Genomic DNA, 18,756 nt, shown 5'->3' with positions numbered 1-18,756 from the left:
CCTTGTACGTTATCTTGATAAATCGTTTGCCCCAAAACGATAGGGTCTGATTTCAGACTCCCCCACATACTGGATGCAACCCCGAGGTTTCAAACCGTGCCTGACATGAAGCTGTTTGCTGGTAACGCAACGCCGGAACTAGCCCAGAAGATCGCAGATCGCCTGTTTATCAAACTCGGCAATGCTGCCGTAGGTCGCTTTAGCGACGGCGAGATCAGCGTACAGATCAATGAGAATGTACGTGGTGGCGATATCTTCATCATTCAATCCACCTGTGCCCCGACCAACGACAATTTGATGGAATTGATCGTCATGGTGGATGCTCTGCGTCGTGCTTCAGCTGGCCGTATCACTGCCGTTATCCCCTACTTTGGTTATGCCCGTCAGGACCGCCGTGTCCGCTCCGCCCGTGTACCCATCACCGCCAAGGTTGTCGCTGACTTCCTCTCCAGCGTCGGTGTGGATCGCGTGCTGACCGTTGACCTGCATGCCGAGCAAATTCAAGGTTTCTTCGACGTTCCGGTAGACAACGTGTTCGGTAGCCCGGTGCTGCTGGAAGACATGAAGTCCAAGAACCTCGAGTCTCCTGTCGTTGTCTCCCCGGACATCGGTGGCGTCGTGCGTGCCCGCGCCATCGCCAAGCTGCTGGATGACACCGACATCGCCATCATCGACAAGCGCCGTCCCCGCCCGAACGTCTCCCAGGTCATGCACCTGATCGGTGACGTTGCCGGCCGCGACTGCATCATCGTTGATGACATGATCGACACCGGCGGCACCCTGTGCAAAGCCGCAGAAGCCCTGAAAGAGCGCGGTGCCAAGCGTGTATTCGCCTACGCTACCCACCCGGTCTTCTCCGGTTCCGCCGTCGAGAACATCAAGAACTCCGTGATCGATGAACTGATCATCACCGACTCCATCCCGCTCACTGCGGAGATGAAAGCGGTCGGCAAGGTCAAGCAGCTGACGCTGTCAACTGTACTGGCCGAAGCCATTCGTCGCATCAGCAACGAAGAGTCCATCTCTGCCATGTTTGAGCATTGATAGATTCAGCAATAACGAAAACCGCCATCAGGCGGTTTTCGTCTTTCTGGACCTTCTCTTTCCAACTTTCTGCTATCTGGTACGACCCTGCCCCCGGCAGGCTTAAGGATTTACCCATGAATTGCTTGCGCCCCCTCCTGCTCGCGACCCTCACCTCCGCCCTGTTCGCCTGTCAGCCCGCCAAAGAGAACCCGCCCTTCGTGCTGACCCTGGCTCACATGAACGACACCCACTCCCAGTTTGATCCGGTCAATGCCGAGATCAAAGGGCAGATCTTTGCCCAGCAGGGGGAGACGGACACCCTGTATACCCGCTTTGGCGGTTATCCGCGGCTGCTGACCATGGCGAAAGCCTATCAGGCCGAGGCGCTGGCCAAGAACCAGCCCTTGCTGCTGCTGCACGGCGGTGATGCCTGGCAGGGCAGCGGCTACTTCAAACTCAACGAGGGGATGGCCAACGCCGAGTTGCTGAGCCAGTTCGGCCTCGATGCCATGGCGCTGGGCAACCACGAGTTCGATCTGGATAACCAGAAGCTGGCCCGCTTCATCGAGGGGGTCAACTTCCCGGTGCTGGCCGCCAACCTCGACACCAAGGCCGATCCGGCCCTCAGCAAGGCTGACAACCTCAAGCCCTTCGTGGTCTACGCCTTTGACGGCAACCAGAAGAGCCCGGTCACCGATCTCGACAACCTGCCACAAGGCAAACAGCTGGTCGCCGTCATCGGTCTGGTACTGGAAGACATGGGCAATATCGCCCCCAACGTCGGCAAGCTGCGCTTTGGCAAGGAAGTCGCCTCGGCTCAAGCCACGGTCGACATGCTGCAAGCCAAGGGGATCCATCAGATCGTGGCGCTCACCCACATCGGCAACGAGCGAGATCTGGCGCTGGCCGCCAAGGTAAACGGCCTCGATGCCATCGTCGGTGGCCACTCCCACAGCCTGCTCGGCGATTTTCGCAATATCGGCTGGGGCAAGACCGGCGATTACGCCAAGCTGGTGACCAATCCGGATGGCATCGGCAAAACCTGCGTGGTGCAGGCGGGCTCCTACGCCCAGGCCATCGGTCTGGCACAGGTGACCTTTGACAGCCTGGGTCAGGTGACCGACTGCCAGGGCCACAACAGCCTGCTGGCCAGCCGCGACTTCTTCGCCGATGCGGCGCGCAAGCAAGCGCTCGACGACGCCCGCAGCAAAGAGGCAAGCCAGTTTGTCGACAACCAGCCCAATCTGGTGACCGTGGATGAAGATCCACGCCTGCGCGGCATCATCGACAGCCACTACAAACCGGCGCTGGAGAAAGCTTATGGCCCGGTGATCGGCACCATCCCCGAGCAGCTGCAAAATGCCCGTCGCCCCGGTGACAACGGCAGCGACAGCCACGGCTCAGATGTAGCGCCGCTGGTTGCCGAAGGGGAGTTCTACTGGGCCAATACCCCAGCAGTGCAAGCCCTGACCGGCGGCCCGGTCGATTTTTCTCTGGTTGCGGTGGGCGGCGTGCGCGCCGACCTGCCTGCTGGCGAATGGCGTGAGGGGGATAGTGCCCTCACCCTGCTGCCGTTCAAGAACCAGCTCTCGGTGCTTACCCTGACCGGCGCCGAGGTGCGCGCCCTGCTGACCGAGACCATCACCGCTACCCTGCCCGCCAGCGCCCATGCCGGCAAGTTCCCCTATGGCGGCCACCTGCGTTACACCTTCCAGGAGACCGACGCAGGCAAAGCGGGCACCCTGGCCCAATTGCAGCGCAAGACCGCAAGCGGTGAGTGGCAAGATCTGGTGGATAGCCAGCACTATCGGGTGGTGATGAACGCCTACAGCGCCAACGGCAACGATGGCTGGCAAGCACTGGCCAATGCCCAGCGCCACCAGAGCGAGCGGGTCGATATCGTCAGCGTCAATGGCAAGCTGACCGCCTTCCCGGTACTCAAAGTGGCACAAAACGGCGAGCTGCTGAGCGCCGTCTATGCGCCGGGCCAGCCCCTCGATTGCAAAGCCAGCGGCGTGGATTGCGGCACCGATGCAGCGTCTTTCGTGGAGTATGTGCGCGATGCCCGTCCCACCCTGACCGCACTGGATGAAGAGACCGTCACCCTGCTGCGTATCAAATAACGACGGTAGTCAACCGGGCATAATCCATCGGTAAACTGAAACGGGCCTCTTGCAAGAGGCCCGTTTGCCCACCGTTAGCCACCCATTGGCCGCAATAATGCTGCAAATCCCGCCATAACATGCGCATTGGTTGAGTGATCGCCACTCGGCGGCTAGAATATTGCGTCCTATTGCCCTGGGTAGTGTGCCCACGGCAGCTGCGAGTGAAGACATCAAGCGTGACAAGCGAAATCAAACTGATCGTCGGACTGGGCAACCCCGGCCCGGAATATGCCAAGACCCGCCACAATGCGGGCGCCTGGTATGTGGAGCAACTGGCCCGCTGGCACAATGTCAGCCTGCGTGAAGAACCCAAGTTCTTCGGCCATACTGCCCGCATCCTGGTCGAGGGGCAGGATGTGCGGCTGCTCATCCCGAACACCTATATGAACCTCTCTGGCAAGGCGGTGGCCACACTGGCGCGTTTTTATCAGATTGAGCCGGAAGCGATGCTGGTGGCCCATGATGAACTGGATCTGCCGCCAGGCATCGCCAAGTTCAAGCAGGGTGGTGGTCACGGTGGCCATAACGGCCTCAAGGACATCATCGCCAAGATGGGCAACAACAATAACTTCTTCCGGCTGCGTCTCGGGATCGGCCATCCCGGCAGCAAAGAGCAGGTGGCTGGCTTCGTCCTGACCAAGGCTCCCAGCAGTGAACAGAACCTGATCGACGCCGCGCTGGACGAATCCCTGCGCGCCACCGACATCCTGTTCAAACAAGATATGACCAAGGCCATGAATCGCTTGCACAGCTTCAAGGCTGAAAAGGGTTAGGTCGGTTTGACCCTGTACGGGCATTGTGCCGGTACATGAGCAACGACCAGAACAAGCATGACATGGGCCGCCTGCGGGCGACCCCCAACAGCATCCATCAAGTAAGGTAACAATCCATGGGTTTTAAATGCGGTATCGTGGGCCTGCCCAATGTAGGCAAATCCACCCTGTTCAACGCGCTGACCAAGGCCGGTATCGAAGCCGCCAACTTCCCGTTCTGCACCATCGAGCCGAACACAGGTGTGGTGCCGATGCCGGATCCCCGCCTCGATCAGCTGGCGGCCATCATCAATCCGCAGCGCGTTGTGCCGACCACCATGGAATTCGTCGACATCGCCGGTCTGGTTGCCGGTGCCTCCAAGGGTGAAGGTCTGGGTAACCAGTTCCTGGCCAACATCCGTGAAACCGAAGCGATCGGCCACGTAGTGCGCTGCTTCGATGACGAAAACATCATTCACGTTGCCGGCAAGGTCTCCCCTGCCGACGACATCGAAGTGATCAACACCGAGCTGGCCCTGTCGGATCTGGACGCCTGTGAGCGCGCCATTCACCGCCAGTCCAAGCGCGCCAAGGGCGGCGACAAGGATGCCAAGCTGGAAGTCGAAACCCTGGAGAAGATCAAGGTCGCGCTGGAAAACGGCCAGATGATCCGCGGCATGAAGCTGGACAAGGAAGAGCTGGCCGCTGTCAGCCACCTCAACTTCCTGACCCTCAAACCCACCATGTACATCGCCAACGTGGCGGAAGATGGCTTCGAGAATAATCCCTATCTGGACAAGGTGCGTGAAATCGCCGCCGCCGAGAACGCGGTTGTCGTGGTCGTCTGCTGCGCCATCGAAGCCGACATCGCCGAACTGGACGATGAAGATCGCGCCGAGTTCATGGCGGACCTTGGCATCGAAGAGCCGGGCCTGAACCGCGTTATCCGCTCCGGCTACCAGCTGCTCAACCTGCAGACCTACTTCACCGCCGGTGTGAAAGAGGTACGCGCCTGGACTATTCCGGTCGGTGCCACTGCCCCGCAAGCGGCTGGCAAGATCCACACTGACTTTGAAAAAGGCTTTATTCGCGCCCAAACTATCGCCTTTGAAGACTTTATCAACTACAAGGGTGAGCAAGGCGCCAAGGAAGCGGGCAAGATGCGCGCTGAAGGGAAAGATTACATCGTCAAAGATGGCGATATCATGAACTTCCTGTTCAATGTGTAACAGTGAAATTCATTAAAAATCAGTAACTTAATGAGGGGCTGCATACGAGGTTCATAGCAGGTTGAACCAACGATGACAGCCCCAAATCTATCACATAGCGACCAGATTGTCGCAACCCTAGCCAAGCTCCCCTTGTCCACCTTTGGAACCTCCTACACCAAGGAAGTTGCTCTGGTTCTCGCACGTCACATGAACAAGGCCAAAGGCTGGTCTGCTTGCCTCTACCTTCGTTCAATCGCCAAGTTTGTCGGTTGCACCACCCGCACCGTCCGCAACGCCCTACGCCGCCTAGAAGCCCTTGGGTTCATCAAGACAGAACACCGGAAGCACGACCAGATCGACAACTGGAACCTTGCCAGCGTGTATCGCTTGGGATCTGCCCTGAGAGCACTCTTTAACCAATCTTTCCGCACCCCCAGCACCCAGCGTCCGGCAAAGTCTTCGACTTCTTTTAAACAGAAACAAAGTAACAAGGATCACTCTCGCTCTTTGTTCTCTGTGAGTAAGTTCGCCATGTTCGACCCCCAGCGCGTCACGAGGACACCCGAGGAATGGGAAGCCTGTAAGAAGGCTGGGATGGAGCACAACCAGAGCGTCTTGCAGAAGCTCAAGGACATGCTGAGGGGGCGATGATGAACGGACAGAAAAAGCTTGTGTGCGTGGAAGCTGGACTGGGGATAACCGAGGGCCAGGAATTCCCTGTGCTGGGAGAGAATGGGAGAGCGTGGGAGATCCTGCTGGGCGGTGAGTACCGGAAGGTGAACAAGCGGTCTGGCCGTGTGCAGGGCTGGAGGACAGGCCCGAGGTTTGACCTAGTAGGGTGAACAACAACCATGAGTAAGAGCCTGATTACAAAATAGATTTTCCCAATTGAACCGACATCAATACATAGTTATTTTTAGGCACACGGGTCCATGTGGAGTAGCTAAAATGTACCAACTCAAAGTAATCAAAAAAAATAATGTAGACCAAGAAACCTTCGAGCTAGCCCTTGATACAGCTATTCGCCGCATTGAGAACGAGATAGAAGGCTTTCAGCTACGGGCCATAGTCAAAGGTGACACCGTAACTATTGAGAGTATTGACCCCAAAGAGCTAATCACAGCAAATCAGGAGGAGTTGATGCGCAAAATTGAGGACTGTTTCTGCTATAGCGGCAGGTTATTCTCTGAAGGTTTTGGCGCCATTGTATGGTTATCATACTGGTCGTAAAGTGGTTTCAAATTCGAGCAAGGTTGTCTTATTGAATTTTTCCAAACTATGGCCTTTCAGCGACCACTTTCTGTCGTCTGATCATCCGCTATTGTTGCACCGCAAGACATGATCAAAGATTTGTCTCCGAGGCAAAACAAGTCACCTGCTCACAATCCCTCCCCCCTCCCAGTAACTAAATGAAGGATTAGGCCATGTCATTGTTTGGACGGTTTTTTAAAGGAAAATCAGATTTGGCAACCACGACAGAGCAGCCAGCACAGACGACGAAGACTAGTATTCCGGTAGTAAAGGTTGATCCCTCTCAGGTTACAGAAGCAGTCAAGGCTGACTTATGGCAAGCCATCTCCCAGACTGTGGACATCCCTGAGGAATCAGCAAAGCTCGCTTATGAGGTTGCATTACGGACAGCAGTGACTCGTGACCTTTTTGAAATGACAGAGGCTTTGATAAGTTTGGGGATACAAAAGCAGCGGGCGACATGGCTTAGTTTGTGGTTGGCGAATAGAGCTAGTGCACTGATGACTCGCGACAAGCGAATCGAGCTTGGGATTACGGAAGCCATTTGGCAGTATTCTGGCGCACCATGTAGGGCTAGAAGCTCGACTGACGAAGAGTCCAAATGCAGAGATGAAGCCCATCGTCTTGCTGACGGGCAGAAGTATAAAATTGCTGATGGGCTCAACCTGAACGGAAAAAGCACTTGGCCGGGCTATGAGCCCGACTGCAAATGCGTATAGAAGTCAGTTCTTCCTTTCTGAATACGAACAAACATCTGTGGTTGCAGCGATAGTGTTTGTGCTGAAGCATAACGACACCGGAGAACCATGTAGCACGCGCCTTGGTAAATTCTGGAAAATCTGAAGGGCCTCTTCTGCATTAAAGGGCCCCTGAGTTCCCCCTGTAGGGGGTCCATTCGTCAACCATTCGACCACCCGGTCTCCTCTTTGTCTTACTATCAGATCTATTTGTACACAACCATAGAGATCAAGATTTCAAGCAGGGTACGGTCAGAGGTGCTAATTCTAAAATGGCATGTCATTCCCCCACATCTCCAGTCTATTTTGTTGCTCTCTAGCTTTCTTCTGAGCCTGGATCTTCGTTTCCAACGACTTGATAAATCTAATGGAGCTAGCAACATGGTTGAAGATCAGCAGGCTTTCCTCGTAGTTTAAAATTGGATTATCGTGTGCAAGGCTTCTGTTATTTCGGACATCGTTGAATGCTTCTAAGACAGAAATACTAGATTTCAGAATGCGTTCAGTCATGGTGGACTCAAGGTGTCCCCCCTCACGCAATGCCTTCACATACTCACCAAAAACACTGTGCAACGGCTTTTCACGAGTTATGGTTATGCCATGCGGTTCACAAGAGATACGGATGAACTTGTTTACAAAGGTATGTAAACGGTCAAGCCCCCCCTCTGGTTGATTCTTCTCAATAGCATCACGGACATGTTCTGCGACAACTTCAAAATCACGTTCATCCGAAATTGCTGTAAGGGCATCAATTTCAGCAACGGGCTGATCCATGAGGAGCCTTTGTGCAATTTTACGGCAATCATCAATGAGTAGTGGAGAACTGTCGCCAAAGCTATCTGTATCAGAGCCGTGTTCAATCATTCCAGTAATAGACCGCCCAACAGAATAATTGCTATCTATTTGCCAAAAAGTGCGCAACCGATTTGCTTTTGATGTCCCCTTAGCTTTGTATTGTGGTGCGTCAATCTCTACGCGGTACTCATCAAAAAACTCACCGAATGTACGGTCAGAAAAATCAAGGACGAACCCCCCTCCCATACCAAAGAGCTTTTCTAATTTTCTGCGCTCGCTACCGCTCAGGTCGGACATCAAAGCAACTCCTCATCTTGTAGAATGGTGATCTTACAGGGCCGATACTAAGCAGCCGCCGACTTTCTTACCTTCGTTTGAGCCACGGTGGTTATGATACGCACGGCAGTAGTCAATTGTATCCCCTCGTATTCCCACCATGTACTGGTCTCTTATTCCTGCGCGGTTGAACACCTTCCTGATTTCTGCCTCTACGTCCTCTCGGGTGCCATGAATTTGCACGACACGATGGGTATTCCCTGATTGTCGATAGAAGGTGAGCTGGAAAGAAGTAACCCCATCAAATCGAGACCAAGCATCGTCGGCATCAACCACTTGAGTTTCGACTTTAGAGGATGAAAAGGCCCACCCTAGCAGAGCAATTAGCAGTCCCCCACCAAGGGCTATCAAGGTATTCGTGGCTTGATCCATGTGGGTTCTCAGTCTGATCCGGACAAAATTGCATCTTACCCAATAGGGACCCTTCGGTAAATTCTGGAAAAAATCTGAATGTCCTCTTCAGTGATTAAGCGCCCGCGATTTCCCCCCGTCCCCCCCACAAGAACCAGCAATTAGACAGCCCTCCCGTCCTCTTTCTCTCAGCGTCCGAGCGCCTGCCTGTCCCTCTCCTTGTCCCTGCCCCAAGCAATCCTATTGCTAACACACAGGCGAGCACCTACGTCTTCCTATTGCCTCCTGCTGTGTCTCTCTGACTGCCTCTTCGTCCCATTGAGGTATACCCTAATGAACTTCTTTCACACGGGGCTATTGACCGTCTCATTTCTGTTTCATAATCTATGTCCCATAGGATAAAGACCTTAATGTGACGGCGTGACACCGACAAGGACTCACGTTGAAGCAATAGGAAGAAGATGAAGGAGATTTCCGCATGAATGACTTGGTTATCAGGCTTCGCCGATTCAAGGACAGGAAGTCACTGGATAGAGTCGCCCCAAGGATGCTTGATAAGGCTGCTGCTACGGGATTCCAAGAGGAACTGAAGGTCATCGCTGCGATTGACCACCGGCAAGCAGAGATAGCTGCTGGAAAGCATTACGACGCGGGGAAAGTCCCTATGACAGCTTGGGCATTGGTGGATTAAGTAGGAGAGAGTGATGGGACAGGTTATCGGTTATGCGCGTGTGTCTTCTGTCGGTCAATCGCTGGATGTTCAACTGGATAAGCTGACAAAGGCCGGTTGTGAGCGTGTGTACCAAGAGAAGGTATCAGGGACCAGCACAGATGGCCGTGAGCAACTAGCCGAACTCCTGCGGTATGTCCGAGAGGGGGACGATGTGGTGATCACCAAGCTGGACCGTCTGGGCCGTTCTCTCGCTGACCTGCTGGACATTACGGAACAACTGGAAGCCAAGGGCGTGACCCTGCGTGTACTGGACCAGAACTTAGAGACGACGACAGCCCAAGGTAAGCTGATGTTCACCATGCTGGGCGCCTTTGCTGAGTTCGAGACGGCTCTACGCAAGGAGCGTCAGATGGAAGGGATCGCCAAAGCTAAGGCTGCGGGGAAGTACACAGGCAGGCCCAAGAGTATCGACGAGGATGCAATCAAAGCGACTCTGTTGGAAGGCGGTAAGTCTCTGCGGGAAATTGCTACGCTTCATGGCGTCAGCCGAGCGACTGTCCATCGTCTATCAACAAGGATGCGAGAGGATGGGGAGCTGAGTTGATCGAGTGTGTCTATCGGTTGAGCCTGGGACCATCGAAAGGACCGATCAATGGGACTGTCCCAAAGCACATTAGAGAAAGATAATTTACCCTGACCAATAGAAAGAACTGATCGAGTGACCCACTTTGATCGAATCTTTCAATCGCCCCCCGAGGCTGTTCACCGCGACACCTTGGGGTTTGTCATTTGGGAGGCGCTGGGGCCGACTCTGGGCTTGTTCGTCTGAGTGCCCCTGTTTGTTATCCGTGGGTCTGTCCCGACGACCATCATGGCATTTTCGGAAAATCGGGAATCCCGAAAAACCGAAAGATCATCCCGACGAGTATCGCGGAGACACCACCGAGACACCTTACAGGGACCTCCAGTTCAGGGACAAATGAGGCTATCTGAATTTTCCCTGACCATTGAATGAAATGAAAGACCGGTCCCCTCTCTCTCCTTCCCTCCGCCCGTCCCTAAGACTATCTATAAGACATCTATTAGATACCCTAGATACTATCTCTCTATACATTACTTACTACAGGTATCTTTAAGACTACCCGAGGACGCCCCAATGGCTGTCCTGTTGTCGCTTCCTCAAGACTTCCCCCTGACCATCCCTAGGACAACCGAGTGACAACTTCATGACAGAAAGCTAGTAAGGATGATCAATCGAGAGTATCCGTAGGCTGAACATAAAGAGCCCCTTATGAGACCCCAAGAGATGATCTTGGGACTGTACGAAAATGTTGTGATAACAAATCCGTACACCTCCCTGCGTCTCCCTCCACTCTCCCCTTTATCGCCTATCAACATTGTCCACCCAAGCAAGGGAAGGAGAGGGAGTTATCTATAGGTACTTATCCTGTGGCCCCTATGCACAGGGAAATCCGGAAGACCCTAGTCAATCATGTCTTCCAGCCCCCCCTCAGATTCTCCCCTTTTGTCGGCATCGCTATAATCCCAGCCCAGCCTGAGTAATCCCTAAGACCTTTCCCCAGACCTACCTCCCGTGGGTTTGGGTTTCTTTTGCCCGAAGAGACCCACAAGTGGCTCGATTGATAATAGGAGAATGACCAAATGACTACTTCCACCATCGAAATCACCTCCATCATCCGTTCCGCTGGCACCCAGTTCCGCGCCAACATGGACGACGACAACGTACTCGACATGATGGACCTGATCGAACGTGGTGTGTCCTTCAAGACTCCCATCCGTCTGGCTAAACTAGATGGCCGCCTCTACCTGACCGACGGCTTCCACCGCCTCGAAGCGTACCGCCGCCTGGACATTCTGGAGATCCCCGCTGACCAGTGTGTGATTGTCCCTGCGTCCTCCATCGAAGAGGTCCGGCTGCTGGCAATGGGGGCCAACGTCCAGCACGGTAAAGGCAACACCAACGCCGACTACTGCATCATCATCAAGAAAATGATGGAGATTGGCGACGGCAAGTACATGAAGAACGCCTTCGAGCCTGACACCACCAAAATCGCTGAGGCAATCGGTGCCGCTGCGTCTGCTGTAGGGCGTGGGTACAACAACTATAAAGGTACAAAAGAGAATCCCGTCCCGTCCCTCTCCCAGCAATGCAAAGAAAAACGGGACGCTGCGATTCTGGAGAAGCATAAGGAGGGGCTGAGTTCACACAAGATCGCTGCCCTTTTCGCAATGAACCAGAAGACTGTGAGCAACACCATTGCTGAGTTGAGTAAAAATCCCGAATCGGGAAAATTACTCACCCCCGAGTCTTCCCCCTCCACCGTCCCGATGGCTTCCACTGACGACCGCCCCGAGACCCGCGAGGACGCCCGCTCCTTTATTGACGAACAGCTCGACGCTCTGCTCGACCCTGGCTACATCGACATGGGTGACGCTCCTTTCTCCCTGACAGATGATGAAGCAGACGCTCCTGCTGCTCGCTTCGACGTCCTGGCCGCTACCGGCTACGGCGAAGACCTCTGCCAGTACACCAAGCCCTCCAAGCCTGCCACCGAGTATGAGCAGGTTGAAGCCGCCAAGGCCAACCCTGTGAAGCTCCAAGAGGAATGGATGGAGCTGTGCGACGAGGAAGAGGCCCTGAAAGCCAAGCTGGCCGAGATCATTCAGCGCAAGTCCCAAGTGCGTCGGATCGCAACCCAGAGCGGCGTAGCTTTGCCTGAATAAAACCACATGTGAGAGGGGGTCAGTTCCAAGGCCCCCTTGTTTCCAAGTCAAACCCGAGAGGAACACTATGACCAATAAAGAGTCCCTTCCGACCGTGGAAGAGTTGAAAGCCCGTGAGAAGCGCATCCGTGAAGCGATGGGGGTGTACGGTGACTACAGCGGAGAAACGAGAGGGGGGGGTAGGGAGAAGAATTGGCTGAGTTTTTAGGTTAACGGCCCAACTAAGGAACCGAACATGCCTGCTGCAACACTTTCAATTACACCAAATGCCGAAGCACCAAAAAGTCGCACTTTTTGCATAACACTACCTCCCACAGCAGGCCCAGAGCCTGCATCCGCAGTTACTGACAGTTTGTTCTTGTAGTAAGCACAGCCAAGCGCTACAGCCAAAGTAACGCTACCAGGAAGCAAGCAGTCGGTCAGTGGAATTGCACCACTACCATTTACCGTTAACCTAAAAACTCAGAAGATCATCTTACCATAAAAAAGACATTAGTAAACATAGCCTTATTGATTTTTCGTAACTCGCCACCCTCCGGATTTCCCTGACCTAAGAACGTATGAGGACGCGCGGAAGTGCACGTAACTCAAGGACCAGCCCGTGGGGAAACCTGCGGGCTCCCTTTTTCTATGTCCCGAATCTCTCCCTTTCTCCGGCAGTAGAGCCAACCACCTATCAACAAGGAAAAACAACTATGTCTGCTTACGGCACTTTCCCGACTTTTCAAAACGTAACCCATGTAGGTCAGAACAACGCTCAAGGCGATACCCGAGCCCTCTTTATGAAGCTGTTCGCTGGCGAAGTCCTGACGATGTTCCGCAATCAATGCGCCTCCTTTGGCACCACCCGAGTGATGACCCTGAAGGGCGGAAAAGCATTCGATTTCCCTGTACTTGGCATGAGCCACAATGCGAAGTACCACAAGCCCGGCGAGCTGATTCAAGCTGGCGGCATTAAGAACGTCCTGCGCACTGTCACCGTGGATGACGTCGCTGTGGCTGCTGTGTTCGTGGCAGAACAAGACGAAGACCTGAGCACCTTTGAGGTTCGCTCTCACTATGCCCGTGAGCTGGCCTATGAGCTGTCGAACATGATCGACAAGAACGTCTTCCGGACCATCGCCAATGCGGCCTTCATTACCAACAAAGAGCTGGCTATTGCTCGCTTCGGTGAGAACGGCGTACTGGATGACGAGACCTTCACCGACAACATTACCCTGCGAGCAACCGATGCGGCAGGCCGTCCGATGACCCGTGGTCAACAAATCGTGGACGCCATCTACCGTGCCCGCACCGAGTTCCGCAAGGCGAGCGTCCCAGGTATCCCTGTGTGTGTCCTGAAGCCGGACGACTACGAGGCCCTGACCAATGCGGCTGCGGGTATCGGCAACATGGCTTGGCTGGATAACCGTTTCTTGGGCCAGACTGGCGAGGACAAGTCCAACGGTAACGCTGACACTGGCCTTCGTGTCGCCGGTATGAAGATCTACGAGTCCAACAACCTGCCGGACCAAGACGAGAGCAACGGCCTGATCGGCTCACCGGAACCCCTGAGCGTGGAAGACGGTGGCTCTGGCCGTACCGCTGCGTACCGTGGGAACTTCTCCAAGCTGCTTGGCTTGGTCTACACGAAGGACTGCGCGGCTACCGTGAAGGTGCGAGACATTGTGACCCAGTGGGTCCCTGAGCCTCTGCGTGTCGGTAACACCGCGCTGGCTAAGATGTTCGTCGGTCACAACATCCTGCGTCCGGCCTGTGCGGTCGCTCTGCTGGAAGCATAAGGGGATTTCCCTGACCAAAGGATGAAAAGAGGTTTCCGGTCAGGGTCCTCTCGACATCTGGTGATTTGGCATAGCTGATGGTCATGCGGTGCTTCCTTAGACCCCCATGCGTAGTTCCTGTGGTTAACACGGGGGCTGCCCTTGGGGGTTCTTCTTTGAATAACTTTGCTCTGACCTATTACTTCCCAACTACAAGGAGATTTTATGTCTACTCAAACTCAACACCCGAGCTTGCAACGAAAGAAACCCCAAGCCCGTACCACTGCAATCCTGTGGGAAGACGTTATCCCGAAGGCTGACGCTCTGACCCTCCATTTCTCCAAGCAAGCAGGCTTTGCCCTGACTCGCACCCAGATGCTCAACGCACTGATTAACCGTGAGTTCGACAAACTGCGCTCTCAAGGTGAACTGGCTGGGGAGGTGCAGTGATGGACTACCAGACAGCCGATTACGGCTTCAGCGTGGAGACCTGCGACCTGCCCTCCTACTCCAGCGGCGTGAACGACCAAGGGGAAGCCCTCTATGAACTGGATGGGTTCGAAATGACCAAGGCACAGGCCGAGGACTTCAAGGACTACTTCTTCGACGACGAGGACGATCACGCGCTCTCCCAGGACAACGACACCGAGTCCCTACCGGACACCATTCTTTCAGGCTTGAACGCTGTGAATGACGCGCTGGGAGGCGGTGGAGTCGCGGAGTTCTACGCTGACGAGCTGCTGGGTCTAGGCGAAAGCCGAATGGACTCTGTGGTCTCTTCTTCCGGTATGAGTCGGGAGGAAATCCAGTCCCATGCAACAGCGGTAATGATCGACATGGCCGCACAGGTAGGAATGCCCAGCGACTACCTGATGAACGAGCTTCAGAACGACATCAACCGCGTCCGCTCGTTTAACTCCCAGTCTGGCTTGAAGCTGCTGCGAGAGGCTATCGCTGACGGTATCGCTGGGGAATACGACTCCGCGATGACCAAATGGGATCGCCTGCGTCGCGCCCTGAAATCCGTCAAATAACCCACTTTCTCTAACCCCTAGTTACCCCACAGCCATCCGGAAAGCCTCTGCGGCCTTCTGGAGGGGCCACTGTGCCCGTCTCAACACACACATAAGGAAACCGACATGAACAAAATCACCATTTCTGACCTGTCCGAAGAACTGCTGGACGTAATCAACGGCCAACGCGCCCTTATCAACGAACTGGCCGAACGTGCAGGGCTGACCTCTGCGCAAGTCCAAACGATTCAGATGGACGCCTCCCAACGACACCAGCGAGCCAAAGTGGCAGCAGCAAAGGCCAAGGCCAACCGTGAAGCCTACGAAGAAGACTCCCGCCAGATGGCCGCTTGGGTCTACGCCACCCGCTTCGACTTCAACAATGCGAAGGAATGGGGCAAAGCAGCAGCGACCGAGTGGCTGGTTATCTGTGACCGTAGCGGCTCCGAGCATGGCCGTGATCACACATTTAAGTACCACGAGCCGACCCAAGACGAACTGCTGGAAGCCCTGAAGGATCTGGGGCGGTGGAGTCGTGCGACTGAAGAACACAACAAGGACCGCCGCGAACATGCCCAGCGGACCCTTCCGAAGGTCAAGGCCAAGCTGGCCGCCCTGCTGACCGCTTAATGCAACCCACAGGGGAGGCCCAGCGTCTCCCCTGCTCTACCCAAGGAACCTATCAACATGACCGCTAATGAAACCTTTCTTGTCCATCCCAGCGACTTCGTGAAGCGCCTTCAAGCCTTCGCCACTCTGAGCCTTGGCCGCCGTCCGTCTACTGGCCAGGTGCAGAACGCAATCAACCGGTATGTCATGCAATCCCACGGGACAGACCAAGAGTCGATGCTTGCGCTTGTCCGTGAGCTGTTCCCGACAGCCGAACAGGAGGCCACCTGATGACCACCAAGCGCAAGATCACCATCAAGGACTGGAGCCACATACGCAAAGCCAAAGTCCGTCACGCCCTCTTCTGCGTGGCCTATCGGGTTCTTCAAGGGGACGGCTTGCAGAAAGCCTGCCGGACTACTGCAAAACGTCTGAAGCGCGATTATGACCGCCTGCGTCTTCTCGCAAGGCATCACATCAAGACCACCGGAGACAACACCAAATGACCCAACCGTACACCTACACACTCGCCACTGATGGCGCTTGCAACACCAACCACACCAAAGCGTCAGTCCGCGTGGCTGGCTGGGGCTTCCTTGCCGTCCGTAGCGATGGCCGCAAAGTTGAACGCTGCGGCTACTGCGTGGGCGCTGGGGAGTCCAACCAGACCGGAGAACTGGAAGCAGTCATTCAAGGGCTGTCACTCCTTAAACCTGGCTCTGTCGTCGAGGTCCTGACGGACTCCGCCTATGTGATCAATGGGGCGACCCAGTGGTTAGCCGGATGGAAGGCGAAGGGCTGGAAGAGGGCCGACAACAAGCCAGTCCAGAACAGGGACCGCTGGGAACAGTTGGATAACCTGCTGAACACCCGCCAAGTGACCTTCAAGAAAGTGAAGGGACACAGCGGCCACCCGATGAACGAACGAGCGGATCAACTGGCCGTGACCGGTATGAATCGCGCTGGAATGTAAAACCGATCAACACGCTCAACTATGTGCACTCCTAGGTGAAATTTCAGGAAGAGACAGGGGGATTGACCCCGAGATTTCACGCAGCGATGCCTCCCCAAGGTCACTTCTCCCTGACCTAAGCAATACATCCGGTCACTCCCCGACCGTAAATCAACCAATTGCGTCTTTATGTCGTGCTTCTTCTGCTGCTCCAGCTTGCCTATGGGTTAAGCGATTGGGGGCTTGCTGGAGGGGGAACGGCATGAGAGGCACAACATAAGGAACCCATTCAATGAAACAAGTCGAATCTATCTCCCTGCACTTCATGGGCAACACCGTGACAGTCAACCAGAAGGACGGCCTGTTCTGTCTCAACGACCTGCACCGTGCGTACACTGGTGGTATGAGCCGTAAACAGAAGCCGCACGACTGGTGCAAAGGGATTCTTAATGGCGAGAAAAGTCGCCATTACAATTTGATCACCTTCAAGGGCAAGCACGGCGGCACCTATGCGAATGAGCAAGGGGTCTATGCCTACGCTTCATGGCTAGACGATGATTTCCACAACGCTGTCCTCCAGACCTTCTCCTCTGCTGCCCGTGGTGATGCTGAAGGGGCGGTGAAGATCGCTCAATCCTCTGTCACTCTGACATGGCGTGAAACCCTTCGTGAAGGCAATAAGGCTTTCTGTCACGCTATCTACACTGCACAAAAAGAAGGGAACGTGAAAGGCAACCTGAACCACGTCATGGCTAACATACAGTCTCTTGTCTGCAAGGCAGTGACTGGTCTGGACGGTACGGCATTCAAGAACCGCTATGGTATGTCCGCACGTGACTTCTTGGTGTCTCAAGATGATGGCACGCGGCTTGGAGTGATGGCCCGCATTGAAGGCAAGGTGGAAGCGCTGCTGGACGCGGGGATGGACTACATGATGCTCAAAGCAGCTCTTGCTAAAGATGTTATGAAGGCAATCGAAAGCTGGAGGTATGATGATTTTACTGCAAGCAATGGATGATGAGTGGGCAATGCAAGCGATGAGCGTTAATCAGCATGATTAACTCATTCTCGATGAGTGAACCGCGAAGATGATTACTCCATTGAATTTTGTCACTCAAGCTATTTATGAAAAAAGGGAACCTTGCGGTTCCCTCTTCGTCATTACTTGCCGCCGATCTTAAACCGGAAACATTCTGCCGTCTTAGGGTATACATACTCACCACTGCGCCAATGTTTGAAGCGCTTGCAGTAGACGTAGCCATCTTCTACGTAAGGGTATGTTTTATCACTCATTATAGCATTCCTCATGTCCAGAGCTACTCATCGAACACCACAAGCAAAGCTGATGGTTTCTACATTGGCATACAGGGTTAGTTGCGACTTTGTCGAACTTAAACCTGTTTTTTAAAGCACCTGCGTTCAGCATCTTTGCCTCCCATAATGCAGGTGAACCAATTGAGTAGGATTGATTTCCAGACGTTGACGGCATACTATCCAAGTCGAGAATGACTGTGGGTTGTAGCCTTCCAGCATTGGCGTGCTGGTCAATTTGGTTCAATCCTACCCTCCTCAGAAGGCATCCTAACGGATGCCTTTTGTCTTTCTAGAGCTCATCATCTTCTTCTGAATCAACGAGATCTAATTGAAAGGTTAAGCAACCATCCTTGAACTCAATCATGTCGTCTTTGTGCAAATACTTGACCCGATTGAAAGTCTTGTTGGTCCCTTTGCTCTCTTGAGCTAAAAAATCAGGTAGTCCGGCGCGAAATGACAGCCGAATGATTGCTGGAGATGTGTCGCTCTTCTTTGTCTGTTGGCTGAGAGTGACACTGCCAGGCTTATCTGATTTCATGATCCGACAGACGGTATTGTCGTTAGCAAAAAGAAGCTGGACTTTGTCCTGATACTGGAAGCCACACCGCTCCATCGCTTCATGGCTGATCCTAAAAAGCAGCTCATTTTTTTTGGTCTTGAAGCTGTGGGTTATGCTGACAAGCTCTGATGATGATTTGCCTGCCGCTGTCACAGCTTTAAAGTTGAGATTGTCAAACATTACAGTCCCCTCCAAAGAGTTCATGCGGACAAGTTTACTCCCATCCCATTCGCCGATCAACGCTCTTCATCACCTCCCATTCGATAAATCATTATTGATTTGGTTTTCTTGCATTATAAAACTTCATCTCTTGGCGCCTAACCTTCAATTTTTGGCGCCTAATTTTAAGTTATTGGCGCCACATTGCGTCACATTGCGCCACACCGCGCAATTAGTTGCACTCTCAGTGCCACGCTGGTGGATTCTAATCTCCTCGCCAGCGCACTCTCAGTGCCACACCGGTGGATTCTAAATTCCTCACCAGCGCACTCTCTGTGCCACACCGGT

Annotated in this window: 21 protein-coding genes; 18 read left to right on the top strand and 3 right to left on the bottom strand. The window is 54.1% G+C overall.

The genetic code is table 11. The annotated features are described in order from the left end of the window. Positions 1–96 precede the first annotated feature (96 nt). The 7 genes from G5253_RS02340 to G5253_RS02310 all read left to right on the top strand — a co-directional run bounded on the left by G5253_RS02340 (position 97) and on the right by G5253_RS02310 (position 7,124). Positions 97–1,044: a ribose-phosphate pyrophosphokinase gene (locus G5253_RS02340; protein ID WP_005343846.1), complete on the top strand. Its 948-nt coding sequence runs from the start codon at positions 97–99 to the stop codon at positions 1,042–1,044. A 116-nt stretch (positions 1,045–1,160) separates the two neighbouring features. Then, positions 1,161–3,149, top strand: coding sequence for a bifunctional metallophosphatase/5'-nucleotidase (locus G5253_RS02335; protein ID WP_266134097.1), 1,989 nt, complete (start codon positions 1,161–1,163; stop codon positions 3,147–3,149). Between the two features lie 218 nt (positions 3,150–3,367). Then, entirely contained in the window at positions 3,368–3,964 is a 597-nt protein-coding gene (gene pth, locus G5253_RS02330; RefSeq protein WP_236380045.1) for an aminoacyl-tRNA hydrolase, read from the top strand. A gap of 116 nt (positions 3,965–4,080) precedes the next feature. Continuing rightward, positions 4,081–5,172, top strand: coding sequence for a redox-regulated ATPase YchF (gene ychF / locus G5253_RS02325; RefSeq protein WP_005334961.1), 1,092 nt, complete (start codon positions 4,081–4,083; stop codon positions 5,170–5,172). A gap of 72 nt (positions 5,173–5,244) precedes the next feature. After that, positions 5,245–5,805, top strand: coding sequence for a helix-turn-helix domain-containing protein (locus G5253_RS02320; protein ID WP_421202634.1), 561 nt, complete (start codon positions 5,245–5,247; stop codon positions 5,803–5,805). Positions 5,806–6,102: 297 nt separating this feature from the next. Beyond that, the gene (locus G5253_RS02315; protein ID WP_185226686.1) at positions 6,103–6,384 is read left to right on the top strand and encodes a hypothetical protein; all 282 of its coding nucleotides are present in this window, start codon (positions 6,103–6,105) and stop codon (positions 6,382–6,384) included. Between the two features lie 194 nt (positions 6,385–6,578). Next, entirely contained in the window at positions 6,579–7,124 is a 546-nt protein-coding gene (locus G5253_RS02310) for a hypothetical protein (RefSeq protein ID WP_421202633.1), read from the top strand. A 285-nt stretch (positions 7,125–7,409) separates the two neighbouring features. Here the strand turns inward: G5253_RS02310 and G5253_RS02305 are convergent, their stop codons facing one another. Beyond that, positions 7,410–8,234, bottom strand: a complete 825-nt coding sequence (locus tag G5253_RS02305) for an abortive infection family protein (RefSeq protein WP_421202632.1) — start codon at positions 8,232–8,234, stop codon at positions 7,410–7,412. Between the two features lie 33 nt (positions 8,235–8,267). Beyond that, entirely contained in the window at positions 8,268–8,645 is a 378-nt protein-coding gene (locus tag G5253_RS02300) for a hypothetical protein (protein WP_185226684.1), read from the bottom strand. 457 nt (positions 8,646–9,102) lie between these two features. On the opposite strand from G5253_RS02300, the gene G5253_RS02295 reads away from it, so the two are divergent. The 11 genes from G5253_RS02295 to G5253_RS02245 all read left to right on the top strand — a co-directional run bounded on the left by G5253_RS02295 (position 9,103) and on the right by G5253_RS02245 (position 17,394). Continuing rightward, a complete protein-coding gene (locus G5253_RS02295; RefSeq protein WP_024941646.1) occupies positions 9,103–9,315 on the top strand; it encodes an Hha/YmoA family nucleoid-associated regulatory protein in 213 nt (70 codons plus the stop codon). A gap of 13 nt (positions 9,316–9,328) precedes the next feature. Next, a complete protein-coding gene (locus tag G5253_RS02290) occupies positions 9,329–9,901 on the top strand; it encodes a recombinase family protein (protein ID WP_017779893.1) in 573 nt (190 codons plus the stop codon). Between the two features lie 1,058 nt (positions 9,902–10,959). Further along, positions 10,960–12,042 carry a ParB N-terminal domain-containing protein gene (locus G5253_RS02285; RefSeq protein ID WP_421202631.1) on the top strand — a complete coding sequence of 361 codons (1,083 nt, stop codon included), beginning with the start codon at positions 10,960–10,962 and terminating at the stop codon, positions 12,040–12,042. A 695-nt stretch (positions 12,043–12,737) separates the two neighbouring features. Beyond that, positions 12,738–13,823: a capsid protein gene (locus tag G5253_RS02280; RefSeq protein WP_421202630.1), complete on the top strand. Its 1,086-nt coding sequence runs from the start codon at positions 12,738–12,740 to the stop codon at positions 13,821–13,823. A 204-nt stretch (positions 13,824–14,027) separates the two neighbouring features. Continuing rightward, positions 14,028–14,252: a hypothetical protein gene (locus G5253_RS02275; protein ID WP_064338567.1), complete on the top strand. Its 225-nt coding sequence runs from the start codon at positions 14,028–14,030 to the stop codon at positions 14,250–14,252. After that, positions 14,252–14,836: a hypothetical protein gene (locus tag G5253_RS02270; protein WP_421202629.1), complete on the top strand. Its 585-nt coding sequence runs from the start codon at positions 14,252–14,254 to the stop codon at positions 14,834–14,836. The genes G5253_RS02275 and G5253_RS02270 overlap by 1 nt, the downstream gene beginning before the upstream one ends. Before the next feature lie 105 nt (positions 14,837–14,941). After that, positions 14,942–15,445, top strand: a complete 504-nt coding sequence (locus G5253_RS02265; protein ID WP_421202628.1) for a hypothetical protein — start codon at positions 14,942–14,944, stop codon at positions 15,443–15,445. A 57-nt stretch (positions 15,446–15,502) separates the two neighbouring features. Then, positions 15,503–15,715, top strand: coding sequence for a hypothetical protein (locus tag G5253_RS02260; protein ID WP_408746355.1), 213 nt, complete (start codon positions 15,503–15,505; stop codon positions 15,713–15,715). Continuing rightward, entirely contained in the window at positions 15,715–15,930 is a 216-nt protein-coding gene (locus tag G5253_RS02255) for a hypothetical protein (RefSeq protein WP_421202627.1), read from the top strand. The genes G5253_RS02260 and G5253_RS02255 overlap by 1 nt, the downstream gene beginning before the upstream one ends. Further along, on the top strand, positions 15,927–16,397 hold the full coding sequence (locus G5253_RS02250; protein WP_408746353.1) for a ribonuclease H family protein: 471 nt from the start codon (positions 15,927–15,929) through the stop codon (positions 16,395–16,397). The genes G5253_RS02255 and G5253_RS02250 overlap by 4 nt, the downstream gene beginning before the upstream one ends. Before the next feature lie 271 nt (positions 16,398–16,668). Then, on the top strand, positions 16,669–17,394 hold the full coding sequence (locus G5253_RS02245; RefSeq protein WP_421202626.1) for a KilA-N domain-containing protein: 726 nt from the start codon (positions 16,669–16,671) through the stop codon (positions 17,392–17,394). 585 nt (positions 17,395–17,979) lie between these two features. Here G5253_RS02245 and G5253_RS02240 read toward each other — a convergent pair. Further along, entirely contained in the window at positions 17,980–18,429 is a 450-nt protein-coding gene (locus G5253_RS02240) for a hypothetical protein (RefSeq protein ID WP_421202625.1), read from the bottom strand. Positions 18,430–18,756: the final 327 nt, after the last annotated feature.

Origin of the sequence: Aeromonas sp. 602658 (assembly GCF_049173005.1) — a bacterium.
In the GTDB taxonomy this organism is placed as follows: Bacteria; Pseudomonadota; Gammaproteobacteria; order Enterobacterales; family Aeromonadaceae; genus Aeromonas; species Aeromonas veronii_A.
This window is presented reverse-complemented; position numbering and strand designations above follow the sequence as displayed.